Source organism: Marivirga atlantica, from assembly GCF_016734805.1.
In the GTDB taxonomy this organism is placed as follows: domain Bacteria; phylum Bacteroidota; class Bacteroidia; order Cytophagales; family Cyclobacteriaceae; genus Marivirga; species Marivirga atlantica.
In genome coordinates this window covers 806,297-825,018 of record NZ_JAERQG010000001.1, presented here as the reverse complement: position 1 = coordinate 825,018, position 18,722 = coordinate 806,297, and the positions used below count along the sequence as shown (strand labels likewise).

The window sequence follows — 18,722 nt, the reverse complement described above, 5'->3', positions numbered from 1 at the left end:
TGATAGTAAAGACATGATAGAAGAGCAACAAGCTACCCTCAAAGAAAAGCTTAAGGAAGTGTTTGGTTATAATCAGTTTCGTGGTAAGCAAGAACTTATCATGGAGAATATACTCCATAAGCGGAATACCTTTGTAATAATGCCAACAGGTGCTGGCAAATCTTTGTGCTATCAATTGCCTGCTATCTCTCAGGAAGGCACAGCGCTAGTCGTTTCTCCTTTGATTGCATTGATGAAAAATCAGGTAGACACACTAAATTCGCTCGGTGTTAATGCCAGATTCCTTAATTCTACATTATCTAAAACTGAAATTAACAGGGTTAAAAAGGAAATCCTCAATGGCAACCTGAAAATGCTATATGTGGCTCCTGAATCATTAACCAAAGAGGATAATGTAGAATTCTTAAAGAAAGCACATATCTCTTTCGCTGCCATAGATGAGGCGCATTGTATTTCGGAATGGGGTCATGATTTCAGACCTGAATACCGCAAAATTAAATCAATATTAGAGCAAATTGCCGATATACCAATAATAGCTCTTACTGCCACTGCCACTCCGAAAGTACAGCTGGATATTCAGAAGAACCTTGGGATGGAAAAGGCTAATTTATTTAAGTCTTCTTTTAACAGAGAAAATTTATTTTATGAGGTGAGGCCTAAAAATCAGGCTAAAAAACAATTGGTCAAATTCTTAAATGAAAGAAAAGGTAAAAGTGGTATTATTTATTGCCTAAGCAGAAAGAAAGTAGAAGAGATTGCAGAATTTCTCAATGTGAACGGCTTCAATGCTGCTCCATATCATGCCGGCCTTGAGGGTAATATGAGAATGAAAAATCAAGATGACTTTCTAAATGAGGATGTTGATATCATTGTTGCAACAATAGCCTTTGGAATGGGAATTGACAAGCCGGATGTGCGCTTTGTAATACATTATGACACTCCAAAATCAATAGAAGGTTATTATCAGGAAACTGGTAGAGCAGGCCGAGACGGTTTAACTGGTGATTGCCTCATGTTTTACAGTTATAATGACATCCTTAAACTTGAAAAGTTTAATAAGGATAAACCTGTTACCGAGAAAGAAAATGCCAAGTTATTGCTTGAAGAAATGTCTGCATATGCTGAATCTTCAGTATGCAGAAGAAAGCAATTGCTTCACTACTTTGGAGAAACATTTGGTGACAATTGCGGAAAATGCGACAATTGTGTTCATCCTAAAGAAAAGTTTGAAGCTCAGGATGATGTGGTAACTGCTCTAAAAACTGTAAAACTAACTCATCAGCGTTTTGGCATGAATCATCTGATCAATGTAATAAGAGGTTCTAAAGACCAATATGTAACAAGCTATAGCCACGATCAGATAGAAACTTATGGCGTTGGTAAAGAGCAGGATGCTGAATACTGGAAGTCCATTATAAGGCAAACCATGTTGTTTGGCATGTTGTCAAAAGATATTGAAAATATAGGAGTGCTTAAGCTTAATGAAAAAGGTGAAGCTTTCATTAAATCTCCTAAACCCATCACCTTCACTAAAAACCATGAATACACCGATGAAGGTGATGAAGACAACATTGAAAAAGAATCTATTTCTGCCAAGTCTTTTGATGAGAATTTATTCAATCAATTAAAGGCCCTCAGAAAAAAAGTAGCAAAAGGGAAGAATCTACCTCCATATGTAATTTTTCAGGATCCTTCATTAGAAGAAATGGCTACCACCTATCCTGTAACCAATGAAGAATTAGCTGCTGTAAATGGTGTAGGGCTCGGAAAAGTGAGAAAGTTTGGCAAACCTTTTCTTGAACTAATAAAAGATTATGTTGATGAGAATGACATCATCACAGCAGCTGATGTGATGGTGAAAACCTCGGTTAACAAATCGAAGATGAAAATCTTCATTATTCAGCAGGTTGACAAAAAGATTGACCTTGAAGAAATCGCAGAAATGAAAGATATGAGCTTTGAAGAGCTTATAGATGAAATTGAACATATTTGTTATTCAGGAACCAAACTGAACCTTGACTATTACATTGACCAAATAATTGATGATGATAAGCAAGAGGAAATAATGGACTACTTCCTGAGTGCAGACTCAGATAAAATAAGTGATGCCATGGATGAGTTTGATGATGAATTTGCAGAAGAAGACCTTAGGCTTATGCGTGTCAAATTTTTATCTACTTATGCCAACTAAGCATTTCTAAAGTCCTTGGAAATAGCGACCTTCGTTTTAATTTAATTTTTAATAAAATAGCACAGTTTAAAAACTGCCATCATAAATGAATATTTTAGTAATTGGTTCCGGAGGAAGAGAACATGTTTTTACAGAAAGACTTCATAAAAGTCCAAAATGTGATAAATTATTTGTTGCACCAGGTAATGCAGGCACCTCCACTATTGCTGAAAATATTGATCTAAAACCTACAGATTTTGAAGGAATCGCTAACTTCTGCCAATCAGAAAAAATTGATATGGTAATTGTTGGGCCAGAGGCTCCATTAGTAGAAGGCATCGCAGACTATTTTAATGCAAAAGAAGAGCTTAAAGATATTCATGTAGTAGGGCCTTCAAAAGCTGGTGCTGAATTAGAGGGCAGTAAGGATTTCTCAAAAGCCTTCATGCAAAGGCATAGCATACCAACCGCTGCCTATGCCACATTTACTAAGGATCAATTAGATGAAGGGCTTAAATATTTAAGAAGTATCATTGGACCTTATGTGCTTAAAGCAGACGGATTGGCTGCCGGCAAAGGAGTTATTATTTGTGAAACTTTAGAGCAGGCTGAGAAAAGTCTCATCGAGATGCTGAAAGATGCCAAATTTGGTGATGCCAGTAGTAAAGTCGTTATTGAAGAATTTTTGAAAGGAATAGAGCTTTCTGTTTTTGTGTTAACCGATGGCGAAAATTATAAAATACTACCTGAAGCCAAAGATTATAAACGTATTGGTGAAGGAGATACTGGTTTAAACACCGGAGGCATGGGCGCTATTTCCCCTGTTCATTTTGCCAATAAAAGCTTTATGGATAAGGTGGAATCAAAGATTATTAAACCAACAATTGATGGCTTGGCCAAAGAGCAGATTGACTATAAAGGCTTTATTTTTATTGGTTTGATGAATGTTGGTGGAGAGCCTTATGTAATTGAATATAATGTAAGGATGGGTGATCCTGAAACTCAGGTAGTGTTGCCCCGCGTCACATCAGATTTAGTCCCTCTTTTTGAGAGCCTAAAATCAAAAAGCTTAAATAAGCAAAAGTTAGTGGTTGAAGATAATATTGCTGCAACAGTAGTACTTGTAGCAGGCGGTTATCCGGAAGCTTATAAAAAAGGAAATTCAATCAGTGGTCTAAAAGCCTCTGATAACTATACGATATACCAGGCGGGAACAGCTCGTCAAGACGGAAAAATTGTAACAGCTGGTGGTCGTGTTTTGGCCATAACCGGCAAGGGAAGTCATCTACAAGAAGCATTAAACAAAGCCTATGAAGGTGCTAATAGTGTTTGTTGGGATGACATTTATTACAGAAAAGACATAGGCCAGGACTTATTAGCCCTGAGCTAGTCTTTCATGACGGATTGCCTGTAGATCAGGCATGATTAAATATATAAATACTATGGGATGCTCATCGTGCGGAACAAAAAATAAAGATGGAATAGCCACCGGCTGTCAAAACAATGGCGGTTGTAGTTCAGGTGGCTGTAATAAAATGAACGCCTTCGACTGGCTTTCAAATATGGATTTCCCAAATTATGATCACTTTGATGTGGTTGAAATAAAGTTTAAGGGAGGTCGAAAAGAATTCTTCAGAAATGTACATAACCTCACCTTAACCACGGGTGATGCTGTGGTTGTGGATGTGCCTAATGGTCATCATATTGGTTATGTATCATTACAGGGTGAACTCGTGCGCCTGCAAATGCAGAAGAAAAAAGTTAAGAATGATGATGAGGTAAAAGCCATCTATCGGATAGCTTCAGATAAAGACCTTGAAAAGTGGCATGAGGTGCAAAACAGAGAGATGAGCACCATGTACCGCGCCAGGGAAGTTATTCAAGAGTTTCAGCTCAAAATGAAACTGTCTGATGTTGAGTACCAGGCAGACAATACCAAGGCTACTTTCTTCTACTCAGCTGATGAAAGAGTTGACTTTCGCGAACTCATTAAAAAATTAGCTGGTGAGTTTAAAATCAGGGTGGAAATGCGTCAAATCTCACTGAGGCAAGAAGCTGGTAGACTAGGTGGAATTGGTTCGTGTGGAAGAGAGCTTTGTTGTAGCACCTGGTTATCAGATTTCAAAAGTGTTTCCACTAATGCAGCACGTTACCAGAATCTTTCATTAAATCCGAGCAAATTGTCGGGGCAATGTGGCAGGTTAAAATGCTGCCTGAATTATGAGTTAGATACTTATATGGATGCCCTAAAGGTTATTCCTGAAGTTAAAAAGCCTATCGAAACACAAGTAGGCCATGCAAGGCTGCAGAAAACCGATATCTTCCGCAAAATTATGTGGTTTAGCTATGGTGATGAAAATATTTGGCATCCTGTAAAAGCTGAAAGAGTAGCTGAGATTATTGCCCTTAATGAGAAGGGTGAAAAACCAGAAACTCTCCTTCAGGATGTGCTTGAAATTGAAGATACCGTTAATATTAATAGTGATTTAATTAGGTTAGACAAGAAATTTTCAAAACCGAAGAAGAAAAAGAAGAAGCCTGGGAAATTTAACAAACGCAATAGCCCGGATAACAAGGCTAATGTGAAAAATGACAATAAGCCTCAGGCTAAATCAACAGAAAATAAAGGTGGCAAACCAAGGCCTAAAAAGAAAAGAAGATTCAACAAAAAGAATAAACCTAATAACTCCAATAACAGCGATGCATAAAAAATTAAGCTTCCTTTTTTTACTTGGAACTATAGTTTTCACCTCATGCACTGAGGATAGAGTTTTTGAGCAAAATCGAGATTTTGAGCAGTCCGTATGGCCTATTGGAGAAAAGGCTCAATTCGATTTTGAAATAGCTGATAATAGCAAGTACTATCAGCTATTGCTTAACCTAAGGCATGATCTAAATTATCCTTACAGAAACATGTATGTTTATTATCAGCTGAAGGATACTACCAATTACGTAATGGATAAGGCACTGGTAAATTTTCAGTTATTTACCGATAAGGAAGGCAAGCCAATAGGAACAGGTACGAGCAACATCATTACATATCAAGAAGTACTGATTGATTCAGTGCAGTTTCCTTACAGTGGAAAGTTTAGCATAGACATGGAGCAATATATGAGAACCGATTCATTGAGTGGGGTTTATTCTGCTGGTTTAAAAATAATTGAGCAGCCTAGTTCCGCTGAATAAACTGGATGATTCTTTCCAGCATCTCCTCTTTATCTTTCCAATAATTACGGCTATTTACCATTATAAAAGGCCAATTTTTCTGCTGAAGTAAGTTTGGCGTATAAGCATAAATATCTTTTACTGAAGGATTAGCAAAGTACAAGTCATCATCTGTATATACTAATCCTCTATACTTTTCATTTTCTTTTATACTGAGATCAGCAAATGGTAGTTCCTCCTTTGCAGTTGTTTCGGTGCTTTCTTCAATGTCAATTGGTAATTTCTTTTTAAGAAACCAGGTATTTCTAAACTGCTCAAGCTGCATAGGTTCAGGCTTAAAATCTCCATTTGAAACAGATAATGCATATTTTAGATAAGCCTTTAACAACCTCGGCCCTTCATTCTTGGCATCATCCACCTTGAGTTCATCAGGATAAATACTACTCACTAAAATCACTTTTTCTCTGGCACGAGTAATGGCCACATTCAATCTATTTTCTCCCTTCGGTGCATTTATACTTCCGAAATTCATATTCATTCTTCCGTTAGCATCAGGTGCATAGGCAGTGCTAAAAATGATGATATCTTTTTCATCTCCCTGAACATTCTCAATATTCTTCACAAAGAAATTATCAGGTAACCTGAGGTGACCTAATGAAAGCTGTTCTTCCAGTAAATCCCAAATAAGGTTTTGCTGTGGTGCATTAAAAGTAACAACCCCTATTTCCTTATCTGGGGTATCTTTGAGGTATTGCTTGATAAGGTCTACAACATTTTTCGCCTCAATTAAATTGGTTTGTTTCTCCCAAACACCTGGCACTTTTATATACTCAATTCCTGGCTCAGCTGAATTAATGTAATTGAAATCAGGAAGTAAATTCAATTTACCATCGTAGAAATGCTTATTGGAAAAATTAATCAGATCTAATGATTTACTTCTGTAATGCCCATTAAGTTGAACATCCATTAAATATTTATTGGCTAAGTCTAGTAAAGAATCAATCTCAAAATCAGGATGATTTGCCTCCTCTTCTTCCCATCGTACCTTATATAGATCATTTGGGCTCAACTGCTTGCTATCTCCAGCAATTACCACTTGCCTTCCTCTATACATGGCTGGTATACCTTTCTCTACGAAACATTGGGATGCCTCATCAAAAACGACTAAGTCAAAGAATTGCTCCATTGGGAAAATTGCAGAAACTGATTCAGGGCTTGCCAACCAACAAGGCATAAGATTAAAAACCTCATCAGTAAAAGTTTGGATCACTTTTCTGATAGGCCAAATCTGTCTTTTCTTAGTAACCTGATGACTGAGATCACGGTAGGTAACCCTGTTATTGAGTCGGTTATAATCAACATCTTCAAAAGTTTTTTCTCGCACTTTAAGTGTAAGAATAGATTTACTCAACGCTTCTTTCTCTTCAATAACCCGCTGAAGTTCATCGGTCTGTTGCTGAAATTTTCTGGTTGACACATCTCTTAGAATAGGGTATTTGGTTTCAATATGATCTAACCAGGAAAGGTAAATACCATTTGTAAATAAGGCTCTTATGTTCTTGCTGGAATAATCAATATCCGATTCTTTAAAAAGCTTAATAACCTCTTTTTCATGATCTGAAAAGCTTTCGAACAATTGATCGAAGTCAACTAACTCATCAAAGCTTTCCTGAAAAGTTTTAAGGTAGGCATCTGTTAAGCCATTTTGCTCAAGGTGATCAATTTGGGTTCTGGTGAGGTATTTTCTCCAATCTGATTTTTCATCAACCAGTTTATGCGCTAATTGGATAATTCGCTTAATCTTCTCAAGCAAAGAAGATAGCTGTTGTTCTTTAAATAAAGAGAACTCCTTAAAGTTTGTAAACGAGTTTAATATCTCTTTTGCTTTAATAGCATCAAGCTGATGTGCGAACCAATCATTTATCAGCTCCTGATCTAACTTCTTGGGATAATCTATTAACCACTTTTGATTTCTGATTTTGGTAACATTGTGTTCAAGGTTGAGTCGATTATCTAATAAACGCTCAAGTTTTTTTATACCTGCTTTATTGGTTTTTACACCGTTGGCCTCGGCCACATTTTTTAAATACTGCTTCTCCTTTGCAAAAAGCACCCACTTTATCCATTGTGAAGGTTGTTGGTTAGCTCTTTTCCTTTTATTAAGTATTTTCTGTAACTCACCAAGTTCCTTCACATTTAAAGTACTCTCAACCCCTTCTTCTGCAAAACAATTGTTAATAAGACGCTGAATATTACTGAGCCACAAAGCATTAGTATTCTCATCTTTGTAAGCAATCATATGGCTGAGGTATTTGAATGATCTTTCATTCAATACTTCATTTAAAGAGCGCAGCTTATCTTCATGCTCCTGGACATCCTCAAATTCCTTTATGCTCATCTTCGAGCCAACCAGTTGATTTGCTTCTTCTCCTAAACCTTCCAAAAATTTCGGAATCTCCGCTAGTAGCTTTTCAATAGCTAACTTATCATTGAGGGTATAATCTTTAAAATTTGTTCTTTCACGCCAGCTAAACCCTTCTCTTAAAAAATCATCGGCATAGCTCTGATAATTGAATAACCTTTCAGAAAAATCATTGATCTCCTCCCTTTTAAAATGTCTGTAAACTTGCTTCAGGTTGATGTGATCAGCCTTGGGGTCTGTATTTAGGTAAAGCTCTTTAGCTGATATGCCACACTCTTCCTCATCAAAAAAAGCCAGTCTGTAATCTTCTCTTTCCTCTACTAACTGATCAATCCTTCTGGAAGCCTTTAGAAAATCTCTCTGGATTTGAACAGAATCCAATCCATTATTTCTGGCTTCATATTCATCAATTCTGTCAATTTGGTGTTGAATTTGTTCGAATATTTTTTTCCTATCATTTTTAAAATCATGCACCAAGGCAGCAAAGGCATCCATTTCTATCTCCTTCAATCGTTGATAGATCACATCTAAAGCTGCCCTTTTCTGGCAAACAACCAGCACACGCTTTCCCCTGGCAATAAAGTCTGTCACAAGGTTACTTATCAGCTGAGATTTACCGGTACCGGGAGGTCCTTGTACAACTAATGAATTACCTTTTTTTACTGCTTTGAGCGCATTCTCTTGATAGGCATCTAATGGAAATGAAGTGAAAGTTTCTTCTTCCTTTACATAATCAAGAAAGCGGTAATTATGGCGATAGGCCGTTGAAAACGCTGCTTTATCAGGATTTCGTGAAATAAAAAACTCTTCTATATCCTGTACCTGTTCTTCCTGTTCCAACAAAAATGTATAATCTGGCACCAGGTAAGAGCCGCTTTGCGGAAATATGCCAAGTACTGCTTCAGGGAATAATTTTAATTCACCTTCCTTTTCTGATTCATCAAAATCCGCCTTTTTGAAGTTTTTGAAAGTTTGAAGCTTATCGACAAAATTATCTTGATTGAAATTAATATTGACTGCGCTTTCTTTGAATATCTGATACAATTCCGTTCTGAAAACCCGGCTATCTGCATCAAAAATTTCGAATACCTTTTCTACCAATTCATCATCTAATTTAATTTGATGATAATAGGCATATGCCAATAAGAAGGTTTTATTGAAAGTGATATTTACTTCCTCTCGCAGTTGTAAAACCCATTGGTCATTCTCCTGGACAATTTCTACCGGGAAGAAAATTAGCGGACATCTCACTGTTGTACCACCCTGAAATTTTCCTCGAACAAATGGCCAACCCACGTAAAGATCTTTACCCCCTCTTTCATCATAAATGAACTTCTCTATGCGCTGGAGTTTCTTTAGCTTTTTACTGAGTACATTGTTGGCCTCCATCCTGGGATCGGAAATAGCAGCCAGCGGAATTTTCTTTTTCTGTGCTATGAGGGATTCAATAATTGAAAAACTTGATTGATTCAGGATAAAATCAAAATCATGTAAATCAATGGTTTGGTCAGAAATAAGCCTTAATAAAAGTAAAGACCTATTACTTCCGGAAAGATTCGTGAGTTTCTTTAAGTAATGCCGGAGGATGTCATGCATAGGTCTTGAACGGAATTTAAAACAATATACAAACTACCCATGAATGTTAGGTAGCCATGTATGTTAAGATTTACTTTTGAACCATTAAATAAGGCTTAACTCTATTAAGGAAACTGCTATTCAGTGCTTTTATTTCAATTAACTCATCCACAGAATTAAAGTTACCGTGCTGATTTCTGTAACTCACTATTAATTGAGCTTGCTTATTATTAATGTAAGGATGTTTCGACAGAACTTCTTTAGACGATGTATTCAAGTCAATTCTCTCAATTACTATCGGTTCATTCAAGAAGGTATAATTTAAAACTGAATCCAGAGATGCACCTTCTAAACCATAGACCTCTTTTAATTGATCAGTAGAATGAAATCCACCAAGTGCCTCACGAAATGCTACGATTCTTTTGGCGAAGGCAGGGCCAATTCCATATATTTTCTTTAGCTGACTAGTATCAGCGGAATTAAGCTCAATGGGTGCCAGCTTAAAAGATTCAGAGCTTTTCTTCTCATATTTCGCATTGTTAAATTTCTCTGCTCGATACTCTTCTTTTTTCACTTGGTAAACGGATTGATCCTCAGGTATAGCTTCTATTTTAATATAAGGAGCCAATTGAAGGTAGGTACCTGAATCTAAACCATATATTTTTAGGAGTTCTTGCTTCGTCTGAAACATGCTTACCTTTTCTCTGTAGTTCACAATTCTATTTGCAAGAAAGTCGGGCAATCCAAAAGCTGATAGCTCTTCTGAAGAAACTTTATTAGGATCAAATATCTCCGGATTTAGCCTAAAGACATCTTTACTATCCTCATCAAACTGCACATGCTTTTCAAGAGAGGCTATTAAACTATCCAGTGCTTGAGCATCTTCATCAGAAAGAACAGTACTCCTATTCTCCCATAGATAGTGCTTCACTAAGAAAGGAGTAATGATACAAACAAGCATCAAGAAGCTTAGAACAATAAATCCATTGGCCTCAGTTCTGGAAAACCCCCAGGAAAACTTCAGCAAATTGAGGAGCTTTTTATACATATAGTAAAGGTTGATGAGATGAAAATAGTAATAAAGCTGTTCAAATAAAATTCCTTATAAATTAGCCTAGCCTCATGGAATTATCGACAGAATACTTATTACTAAATAAATAAGCCTGTATCTTTGAGGGTTAGAATATGGAAAAACTAATTGTAGATGCATCCAAGCCCAAGTGGCGTATAAATCTCAAAGAACTTTGGGCCTATAAGGACTTGTTTTATATCCTTGCCTATCGTGATTTAAGAGTTCGCTATGCGCAAACTTTTTTAGGACTGGCATGGGCTTTCATACAGCCTCTGGCCACCTTAACTATATTTACAGTTGTCTTTGGAAAAGTTGCTGCTGTAGATTCTATGGGGGTACCTTACCCATTATTTGCTGTTTGCGGCATGGGTGCCTGGACGTATTTCTCTTTTGTTTTAAACCAATCAGGAAATTCTATTATTGGTGCTCAGGAGATGGTTAAAAAAATCTATTTTCCTAGACTTGTAATTCCTTTATCAAAAGCTGTTGTAGGTTTTGTCGATTTCGGAATAGCGATGATTTTCATAGCTGTTCTGATGATTTATTATCAAATAGCTCCATCAGCGAATATTGTTTTCCTACCTGTTTTTGTATTACTAGCTATCATCTCGGCCTTATCAGTTGGTATTTGGTTGAGCGCCTTAACCATTAGGTATAGAGATTTTCAGCATGTGGTGCCATTTTTAGTACAGTTTGGTTTATACGCTACTCCTGTGGGTTATCAAGCTAAAGATGTGATTAAAAGATTGCCTGAGTGGGCAACAACTTTATATTATTTGAATCCGATGGCTGGCGTTGTAGAAGGATTCAGATGGAGTTTATTAGGTGGTGATCCACCAAGTCAGTATGCCTATTATTCATTTACAGTGGTGATTGTTTTATTTCTTTCAGGCCTATATTATTTTAAGAGGGTAGAAAGAGTAATGGCGGACATAGTTTAGCATTTTTTACTAATAATTGATTTTGAGTTCAGATATAGCCATAAGAGTTGAAGGTTTAGGGAAAGAATACATCATTGGGCACCAAAAGAGTGGTGACCTAAGAAGCTCCTTTGCTGAAAAAATTAGCAGTGCTCTCGGAAGAAATAAAATCAAAGAAAGCTTCTGGGCGATAAAAGACTTAGACTTTGAAATAAAGAAAGGTGAAGCGGTTGGTATAATTGGTAGAAATGGAGCAGGTAAGTCTACTTTGCTGAAGATCCTTTCACGAATTACTGAGCCTACCACTGGTCGCTTTGAAATAAATGGCCGAGTATCATCACTCCTCGAGGTTGGCACTGGCTTTCACATGGAGCTCACTGGGAGAGAAAATATTTTTCTTAACGGTACCATTCTCGGAATGAAACGTGCCGAAATCAAGCAGAAGTTTGATGAGATTGTAGATTTTAGCGGAGTTGAAAAGTTTTTAGATACACCAGTAAAGCACTACAGCTCTGGAATGAAGGTTAGACTAGCCTTTTCTGTTGCAGCTCATTTAGAACCCGAAATACTTATTGTAGATGAAGTATTAGCAGTTGGAGATGCCGAGTTTCAAAAGAAGTGTCTGGGCAAAATGGACGAGGTAAGTAAAAATGAGGGGAGAACGGTGATTTTTGTAAGTCATAATATGGGGGCAGTAGAAAGACTTTGTGATACCGGAATTCACCTTGAAAGAGGAAAAGGTATTTATAGAGGTGAAATTGATTCAGCCTTAAATAGCTACTTAAATAATAGTAAACTGAACGAAGGTGAATATTTCGACCATAATTCTGAGAAAGAGACGCCTTTCATTAAAAAAGTAAAAGTGAATACCTCTTTACCAGATCAAATTCATCAATTCGGAGAAGTCTTGGAGATACTGTTCAGTATCAATATACCTTTTGAATTAAATGATCCCGCTCTTTCATTTCAAATTATTGATCAATTAGGTGTGCCAATTGTTCATCAATGGTATTTTGATAAGGATTTAGGAAATTTTTGTACTAACGGTGAACAAAAAATTATTTGTATTATAGAGAAGCCTCGATTATATATGGGCAATTACAGTCTTAATGTCTTTTTTTCAGAAAAGAAATACGACACAAATATAAGATTACTAAATATATGTCCATTTAGAATCGAAATGACTAAGGCAAGAGAAGAATTCCCCTGGAACGAAGGTGCTTGCAAATATATTGAAGATTCAAAATGGATACTAGATGCGTAATTTTCTAACCAGAAAGAAAAAAAACAAACATTCACCAAGTCGCGAATTTGCAGATTTAAGTGAAGCAGAGAAAAACATCATAGACTTATGTTTACCATATACTATGACAGGCAAAACAAGATTAATTAATTTAATCAGAGCTGTTGAACACTTGGTTAAAAACAATATAGATGGAGATATTGTAGAATGTGGTGTTTGGAAAGGAGGAAGTATAATGGCTGCTGCTTCGGTGTTAAAACATAATTCTGATTATCGAGACATCTACTTATATGATACTTTTCAAGGAATGACTGAACCAGAGGAGGTAGATATTTCGATAGATAAAATCTCTGCTAATAAATTATTCGATGAACTACCCGATTGGTGCCAAGCTAACATCGAAGAGGTCAGTAAAAACATCGGCTTAATAGATTATCCTGAAAATAAAAGCCACTTAATACCTGGAAAGGTAGAACATACTGTTCCAGAAAATCAACATGAAAGAATAGCGCTTTTGAGGTTAGATACTGATTGGTATGAATCAACTAGAATTGAATTAGAATATCTCTTCCCAAAACTAGTGAAAGGTGGAATTCTAATAATAGATGATTATGGTCATTGGGAAGGCGCTAGAAAGGCTACAGACGAGTATTTTGAAAAGAATAACATACAAATATTCTTAAATAGAGTTGATTACACTTGTAGATTAGGAGTAAAATCATGAGCATTGATCGACTAAACCCTAGCAAAAGTAGTGGCCGTTTTTATATTCTAACATTATTGAGAATAGTTAATGAGGATGTAACAAATAACTACTTAAAAAATAAAATGAAGGTATTAGATTACGGTTGTGGAAATACACCTTACAAACCTTTATTTTTAAAAAAAGATATAGAGTATATTGGTGTTGATATTGAAAGCAATAAAAAAGCTGACTTACATATACGTAATGGTAAAATCCCATTAAATGACAACTCAATAGACATCATTATTTCTACTCAGGTTTTAGAGCATGTAGAGTTTGTAGAAGAATACTTAGAAGAGTGCAACAGAGTTCTAAAATCAGGTGGTAAATTGTTATTATCTACACATGGACACTGGAAATATCATCCAGACCCTACAGATTATTGGCGTTGGACAAAAGATGGTTTATCTAAAATAATAATCGAAAGAGACTTCGAAATAAAGAAGCAATATGGGCTCATGGGCCTAGCAGCAAGTGGACTACAGTTATTTCAAGATGGAATAATTGATTTAGTCCACGCAAGATTAAAAGGAATACTGTTTAGAGTTATTGCTTGGCTTCAAGAGAAAATTGACAAAAGAAATCTTAACCAGATTGATGCTTCTGTTTTTTATATAGTAGCAGAAAAACCATGACAGAATCAAAAAATATAGCAGAATTCTATAATAATTATTTGAATAGATTAATTAGGGATTTTCTTAAACCTAATATAAGGACTGAAAACGCAATTTCTTTATCATTAAAAAAGATTCCAAAAGATGTACGCAGCATCCTTGATCTTGGATTTGGGTTAGGTTGGAGTTCATTTGAAATCGCCAGACATTTCACACGTGCAGATATCAAAGGATTTGATATAAGTAAAGAACTTACCAAAACAGCAAATGCCTTATTTCCTGCAGATAATTTGAGCTACCAATCAATGGATTTGACCAGAAACTTCCCAAATGGGAAATTCGATGCTATTATTTTATTAGATGTCTTTGAGCATATTCCCGCTTCTAAGAGAGATTTATTTTACCGAAATATCAAACATGCATTGACTGACAACGGAAGGGTAATTTTTACTTGCCCTACAGTATACCACCAGAAGTATCTCAGGGATAACAAACCAGAAGGATTACAACCAGTGGATGAAGATATTGATATAGAGGTAATATTGGATTTTGCAACGAAAACGGAAACCAACTTAGCGCATTTTGAATATTTAGACATTTGGAATAGTCGTGATTATCTTTTTGCAGTTATTGAACGCCCCTATAAATATCATACAGAAAGCGTTAATCAATTCATAAAAACAGTTGATTTATTAGACTTTTATTCCAAATACACACTTCTTAAGAAGAGTAATTTATCAAATGAGATTATTCCAACCTTATCTCATAAGCAGAGATTGAAACACACTTTAAGATCATTGCTAGATTGAAGAATATATGCATTATAACTCCGTCCATTGGTAAGTATTCTGAAACTTTTATTCAAAACCAAATTGACTACTTACCTTTTAACAAAAAAATTGTTACCACAGGAATTGGCGAGCTCGCTGATGAAAATGGTACACCTCTTGCAGCATTAAATTTCATTAGCAAATTAAGGAGGTTCATAGGTAGGAAACTCTTAAATAAGAATTTTGAAAGTCAGCAAAATAAACTTCTTGCTAAGTATCTTATAAAGAATAAGGTTGAACATGTATTGTTTCAATACGGCACCACTGCTAAGGTGGGCTATGGCGCGTGTGTTATGGCAAACATCCCATATACTGTTCATTTTCACGGCTATGATGCCTATACATATTTATTTGATAGGAAATATTATGAACATGTTTTAAAATATGCTAAAAATGTCATAGTTGTTTCGGATCACATGAAAAATAAATTAATAAGCCTAGGTGGTAATCAAAAAAGTATAAAAATTATACCCTATGGTTCTAATTTCAGTACAAAAGAACCTTTTAATTCAAAGCAAAAAAAAACAAATACTAAATTTTTAGCTGTAGGAAGATTCGTTGAGAAAAAAGCTCCTTATATAACCATCCTCGCTTTTTCGGAAGCTTTGAAAGTGAAAAATGACATAACCTTAGACATGATTGGAGATGGTGATTTACTCAACCTCTGTAAAGACATTGTTAAGGGACTAGGCTTAAATAATGAGATAAAATTTCATGGCTCTTGCAATCATGAAATGGTTCGAAAAATGATGCATGAATGCGACTATTTTATCCAACACTCAAAAATAGCAAGCAGTGGTGATAGTGAAGGGTTACCAAATGCTATAATAGAAGCATTAAATATGCGCAAACCAGTAATTTCAACATTTCATTCTGGAATTCCTGAAATAGTAAAGGATGGGGTTAATGGATTTTTATCAGAGGAATTAGATATACAAGGAATGGCCAATAATATTATCGATTCAACTAATCATAACTTTAGTTTTTCAGAAATGAAATTTCTTAAACTGGAAAATAGCATTAAACAATTAACAGATGTTTTAAATGGATAATAAATACCATCCATTGGTCTCGATAGTAATACCAAACTACAACAGAGAATCTTTAATTGAAGAAACTCTTAATTCTGTATTACAACAAACTATTAATAATTGGGAATGTATCATTGTCGATGACGGCTCCACTGATAATTCAATTAATTTAATTAAACACTTTACCGAAAAGGATAATCGCTTTAAACTAATCTTAAGAGATAGGAAACCAAAAGGAGCATCAACCTGTAGAAATATAGGGATTGCCCATAGCAGGTCACAATATATTGTTTTTCTTGATTCAGATGACCTATTAGCTCCTTTTTCCTTACAAACCAGGTTATCTTTTATAGAAAAAAACAAACCTCTAGACTTAGCTGTATTTTCCACTATAGGCTTTAAAGAAGAACCTGGAGATTACAACCTAGTTTGGAATATTTTAAACAAAGAGAAAAACCCTTCTCATTTACGCAGGCTTCTTATTGGTGACACACCTTGGGCTACTCTGTCATGTATTTGGAGAAAAACATTTCTAGAAAGAATAGGCGGTTGGGAAGAAAAATCAATCTGTTGGCAGGATTGGGAACTGCATATTCGTGCCCTATTAGAAGGTGCTCAGTATAGTTGCTTTGAAACAACTCCAGACTCATATTATAGATGTGAGCATAATCATGTTTCAATCGGGAAAAATGAACGTAAGAAAGAACACCTATTATCACGAAGACAAACTATTTACAATTTATGGATAAAATATGATAAAGAACTAAAAGCGAGAAAAGTTAGGTTTTACTTTATGCTTTGGGCTTTTCGTTTAACAATTTTTCTAAGGGAAATAGATGAAAAATATGAAGCCAATGAGACTTGGAGGTTATGTGAAAAATTAGGTTTTGTGCTTAGTATGAGGTATTTGTTATGGTCTATTTACCTAAGAAAAGAATACTACCTAGAAGAAAATAAAAACACTCTATTAAAAAAAATCTTAGATAAAGTCTTTTATAATCTTCTTAAACCTCACTTTTGGGACACTAAAAATACATTTAAAAAAATTATAGTTTGATTGATAATTGTCCTTTAATAAGCATAATCGTACCTGCATATAATGTAGAGAAATATATTAAAGAGTCAATATTCTCATTAATAAGTCAAACATACGATAATATCGAAATATTGATTTGTGATGATGGTTCGACAGATAGGTCAAAAGAAAATATTTTATCTATTCAAGACGCACGCATACGATTTTTTGAAAACCAAGAAAATAAAGGAGTAGTTTATACACGAAACTTACTCCTGAGAGAGGCAAAGGGGGCATATGTAATGCTTCAAGATGCAGACGATCGCTCTCATCCTGAAAGAATTGAAAAGCAGCTTAACTTCTTATTACAAAATCCACAGTGTAAGGCTTGCGGCACACAGTTTATCAAGTGTTATAAAAATAAAACTATAAATAAATCCTCCTTACCTTCCAATTATAGCGATATAAAGAATGCGATACCAGAACAGTATCATTTCTTACCAGGGACTCTATTTTTCAAAACCACCCTTTTAGATGAAGTGGGTTATTACAACCCTTTTTTTGGAAATGATGGGAATGAAGATTTGTATTGGATCTCCAAAATGATTTTAAAATACCCTTATCAAAATCTGAAAGAGTATCTTTATTACTATGAACTTAACATAGCATCTCTCACTAAATTTCAAATTAGCAATATCCGAAAATATTATATCCATTCTGTTACAGCTGATTTATTGAACTCATATAAATCAAGAGGTACGAACGCCTTAGAAGAGAATAATTTGATTGAACTTGAAAGGCTCGAGAGGGAGGTAAAAAACAAATATATAGATTTAACTCCAGATGATATTTTAGAAAAACAATTAGGACAACTAATTTATTTTAAACTCTATACAAGAACAATTATTACAATCTGGAGCGGCTATGCTAAGAGTCTTTCTTTTTGGAAAAAAGTAAAGATTACTCTGTTTATTTTACGAAAGCTTGTATTTCATCACTTTTCTAATGAGACTAACAAAAATTAGAAATTCAGCAGCTTGTTTTATAGCACCATATTTAAAAAGTTTTGATCCTAAAAAAGCTTTAATAGTATCAAGTGATCCTCGTGGAGGAAGTACATGGCTTGCGGAAACACTTTTTCAAATTGGAGGACTATCTATGATTTGGGAACCACTTCATATAGGGAAAGTTAAAGAACTTAATGATTTAGGTTTTGGGTATCCCCAAATAATTCCTGAGCACGTATCAAATGAAAGACTATATTACTTTTTCGAGAGTTTATTTTCTGGAAAATTAATAAACATGCACCTATTACAATATTCGGGAATTCGTAGTCATTACATCTCTAATCAATTATTGTTTAAATTCTGCAGAGCAGGAGCATTGTTAAACTGGCTAATCAATAATTTCGAGTTTGAAAACAAACCTATTCATTTAGTTCGACATCCTTGTGCAGTAATAGCTTCCCAAATAAAACATGGAGCATGGTCGGATGTAGATAGTCAATATGTAATTCCAGATTTATATTCAAACTCGTATATCCCTTATCAGCATATAATTAATAGGATTAAAACGGTGGAGGAAAATTTAGCTTTTAAATGGTGCATAAATAATCATGACTTAATAAATAACGACAAAATAGAACTTGTATACTTTGAGGATCTTTTTGTAAATACTGAAGAAGTATTAAAAAAATTACTAAAGCAATGGCAAACAGATATAAATAGTGAGATAATTAAAAGGTCTCAAAGCCTCAGTTTTACAACTAAAAAGACGGAAACTGATAAAATTGCCAGTCAATTAGATAAATGGAAATACGAATTATCGACTGATCAAATCGATAATATAATGAGTATACTACATCAATTTAATATAAAAATATACTCTGCCGATAATGTAATGCCTTCAAATATTTAAGTC

General features: G+C 35.0%; 15 protein-coding genes. 13 read left to right on the top strand and 2 right to left on the bottom strand.

Annotation, left to right across the window (positions count from 1 at the left end; translation table 11 throughout):
• The first annotated feature begins 13 nt into the window (after positions 1 to 13).
• The 4 genes from recQ to JKP34_RS03645 all read left to right on the top strand — a co-directional run bounded on the left by recQ (position 14) and on the right by JKP34_RS03645 (position 5,356).
• On the top strand, positions 14 to 2,191 hold the full coding sequence (gene recQ / locus JKP34_RS03660) for a DNA helicase RecQ (RefSeq protein ID WP_201917816.1): 2,178 nt from the start codon (positions 14 to 16) through the stop codon (positions 2,189 to 2,191).
• Positions 2,192 to 2,276: 85 nt separating this feature from the next.
• Positions 2,277 to 3,560, top strand: coding sequence for a phosphoribosylamine--glycine ligase (gene purD, locus JKP34_RS03655; RefSeq protein WP_201917814.1), 1,284 nt, complete (start codon positions 2,277 to 2,279; stop codon positions 3,558 to 3,560).
• 31 nt (positions 3,561 to 3,591) lie between these two features.
• A complete protein-coding gene (locus tag JKP34_RS03650) occupies positions 3,592 to 4,878 on the top strand; it encodes a PSP1 domain-containing protein (protein WP_236664880.1) in 1,287 nt (428 codons plus the stop codon).
• A complete protein-coding gene (locus JKP34_RS03645) occupies positions 4,871 to 5,356 on the top strand; it encodes a gliding motility lipoprotein GldH (RefSeq protein WP_201917812.1) in 486 nt (161 codons plus the stop codon). Before JKP34_RS03650 ends, JKP34_RS03645 begins: the two co-directional genes overlap by 8 nt.
• Here the strand turns inward: JKP34_RS03645 and JKP34_RS03640 are convergent.
• Both JKP34_RS03640 and JKP34_RS03635 read right to left on the bottom strand, forming a co-directional pair.
• On the bottom strand, positions 5,340 to 9,353 hold the full coding sequence (locus tag JKP34_RS03640; RefSeq protein WP_201917810.1) for an AAA domain-containing protein: 4,014 nt from the start codon (positions 9,351 to 9,353) through the stop codon (positions 5,340 to 5,342). The genes JKP34_RS03645 and JKP34_RS03640 overlap by 17 nt on opposite strands.
• A 70-nt stretch (positions 9,354 to 9,423) precedes the next feature.
• Positions 9,424 to 10,380 (bottom strand): ComEA family DNA-binding protein, encoded by a 957-nt coding sequence (locus JKP34_RS03635; RefSeq protein ID WP_201917808.1) that lies wholly within the window; start codon positions 10,378 to 10,380, stop codon positions 9,424 to 9,426.
• A 137-nt stretch (positions 10,381 to 10,517) separates the two neighbouring features.
• On the opposite strand from JKP34_RS03635, the gene JKP34_RS03630 reads away from it, so the two are divergent.
• From JKP34_RS03630 to JKP34_RS03590, 9 genes are read left to right on the top strand one after another with little or no spacing between them, the layout of a single operon-like run.
• On the top strand, positions 10,518 to 11,345 hold the full coding sequence (locus tag JKP34_RS03630) for an ABC transporter permease (RefSeq protein WP_201917806.1): 828 nt from the start codon (positions 10,518 to 10,520) through the stop codon (positions 11,343 to 11,345).
• A gap of 19 nt (positions 11,346 to 11,364) precedes the next feature.
• Complete coding sequence (locus JKP34_RS03625; protein ID WP_449566793.1) at positions 11,365 to 12,588, top strand: ABC transporter ATP-binding protein; 1,224 nt, start codon at positions 11,365 to 11,367, stop codon at positions 12,586 to 12,588.
• The gene (locus tag JKP34_RS03620; RefSeq protein WP_201917804.1) at positions 12,581 to 13,291 is read left to right on the top strand and encodes a TylF/MycF/NovP-related O-methyltransferase; all 711 of its coding nucleotides are present in this window, start codon (positions 12,581 to 12,583) and stop codon (positions 13,289 to 13,291) included. The genes JKP34_RS03625 and JKP34_RS03620 overlap by 8 nt, the downstream gene beginning before the upstream one ends.
• Positions 13,288 to 13,947 carry a class I SAM-dependent methyltransferase gene (locus JKP34_RS03615; RefSeq protein ID WP_201917802.1) on the top strand — a complete coding sequence of 220 codons (660 nt, stop codon included), beginning with the start codon at positions 13,288 to 13,290 and terminating at the stop codon, positions 13,945 to 13,947. The genes JKP34_RS03620 and JKP34_RS03615 overlap by 4 nt, the downstream gene beginning before the upstream one ends.
• A complete protein-coding gene (locus tag JKP34_RS03610; protein WP_201917800.1) occupies positions 13,944 to 14,735 on the top strand; it encodes a class I SAM-dependent methyltransferase in 792 nt (263 codons plus the stop codon). The genes JKP34_RS03615 and JKP34_RS03610 overlap by 4 nt, the downstream gene beginning before the upstream one ends.
• A complete protein-coding gene (locus JKP34_RS03605; RefSeq protein WP_201917798.1) occupies positions 14,732 to 15,808 on the top strand; it encodes a glycosyltransferase in 1,077 nt (358 codons plus the stop codon). Before JKP34_RS03610 ends, JKP34_RS03605 begins: the two co-directional genes overlap by 4 nt.
• Positions 15,801 to 16,844: a glycosyltransferase family 2 protein gene (locus JKP34_RS03600; protein WP_201917796.1), complete on the top strand. Its 1,044-nt coding sequence runs from the start codon at positions 15,801 to 15,803 to the stop codon at positions 16,842 to 16,844. Before JKP34_RS03605 ends, JKP34_RS03600 begins: the two co-directional genes overlap by 8 nt.
• A complete protein-coding gene (locus JKP34_RS03595; RefSeq protein ID WP_201917794.1) occupies positions 16,841 to 17,827 on the top strand; it encodes a glycosyltransferase family 2 protein in 987 nt (328 codons plus the stop codon). The genes JKP34_RS03600 and JKP34_RS03595 overlap by 4 nt, the downstream gene beginning before the upstream one ends.
• A complete protein-coding gene (locus tag JKP34_RS03590) occupies positions 17,808 to 18,719 on the top strand; it encodes a hypothetical protein (protein WP_201917792.1) in 912 nt (303 codons plus the stop codon). The genes JKP34_RS03595 and JKP34_RS03590 overlap by 20 nt, the downstream gene beginning before the upstream one ends.
• The last annotated feature ends 3 nt before the right edge of the window (positions 18,720 to 18,722 follow it).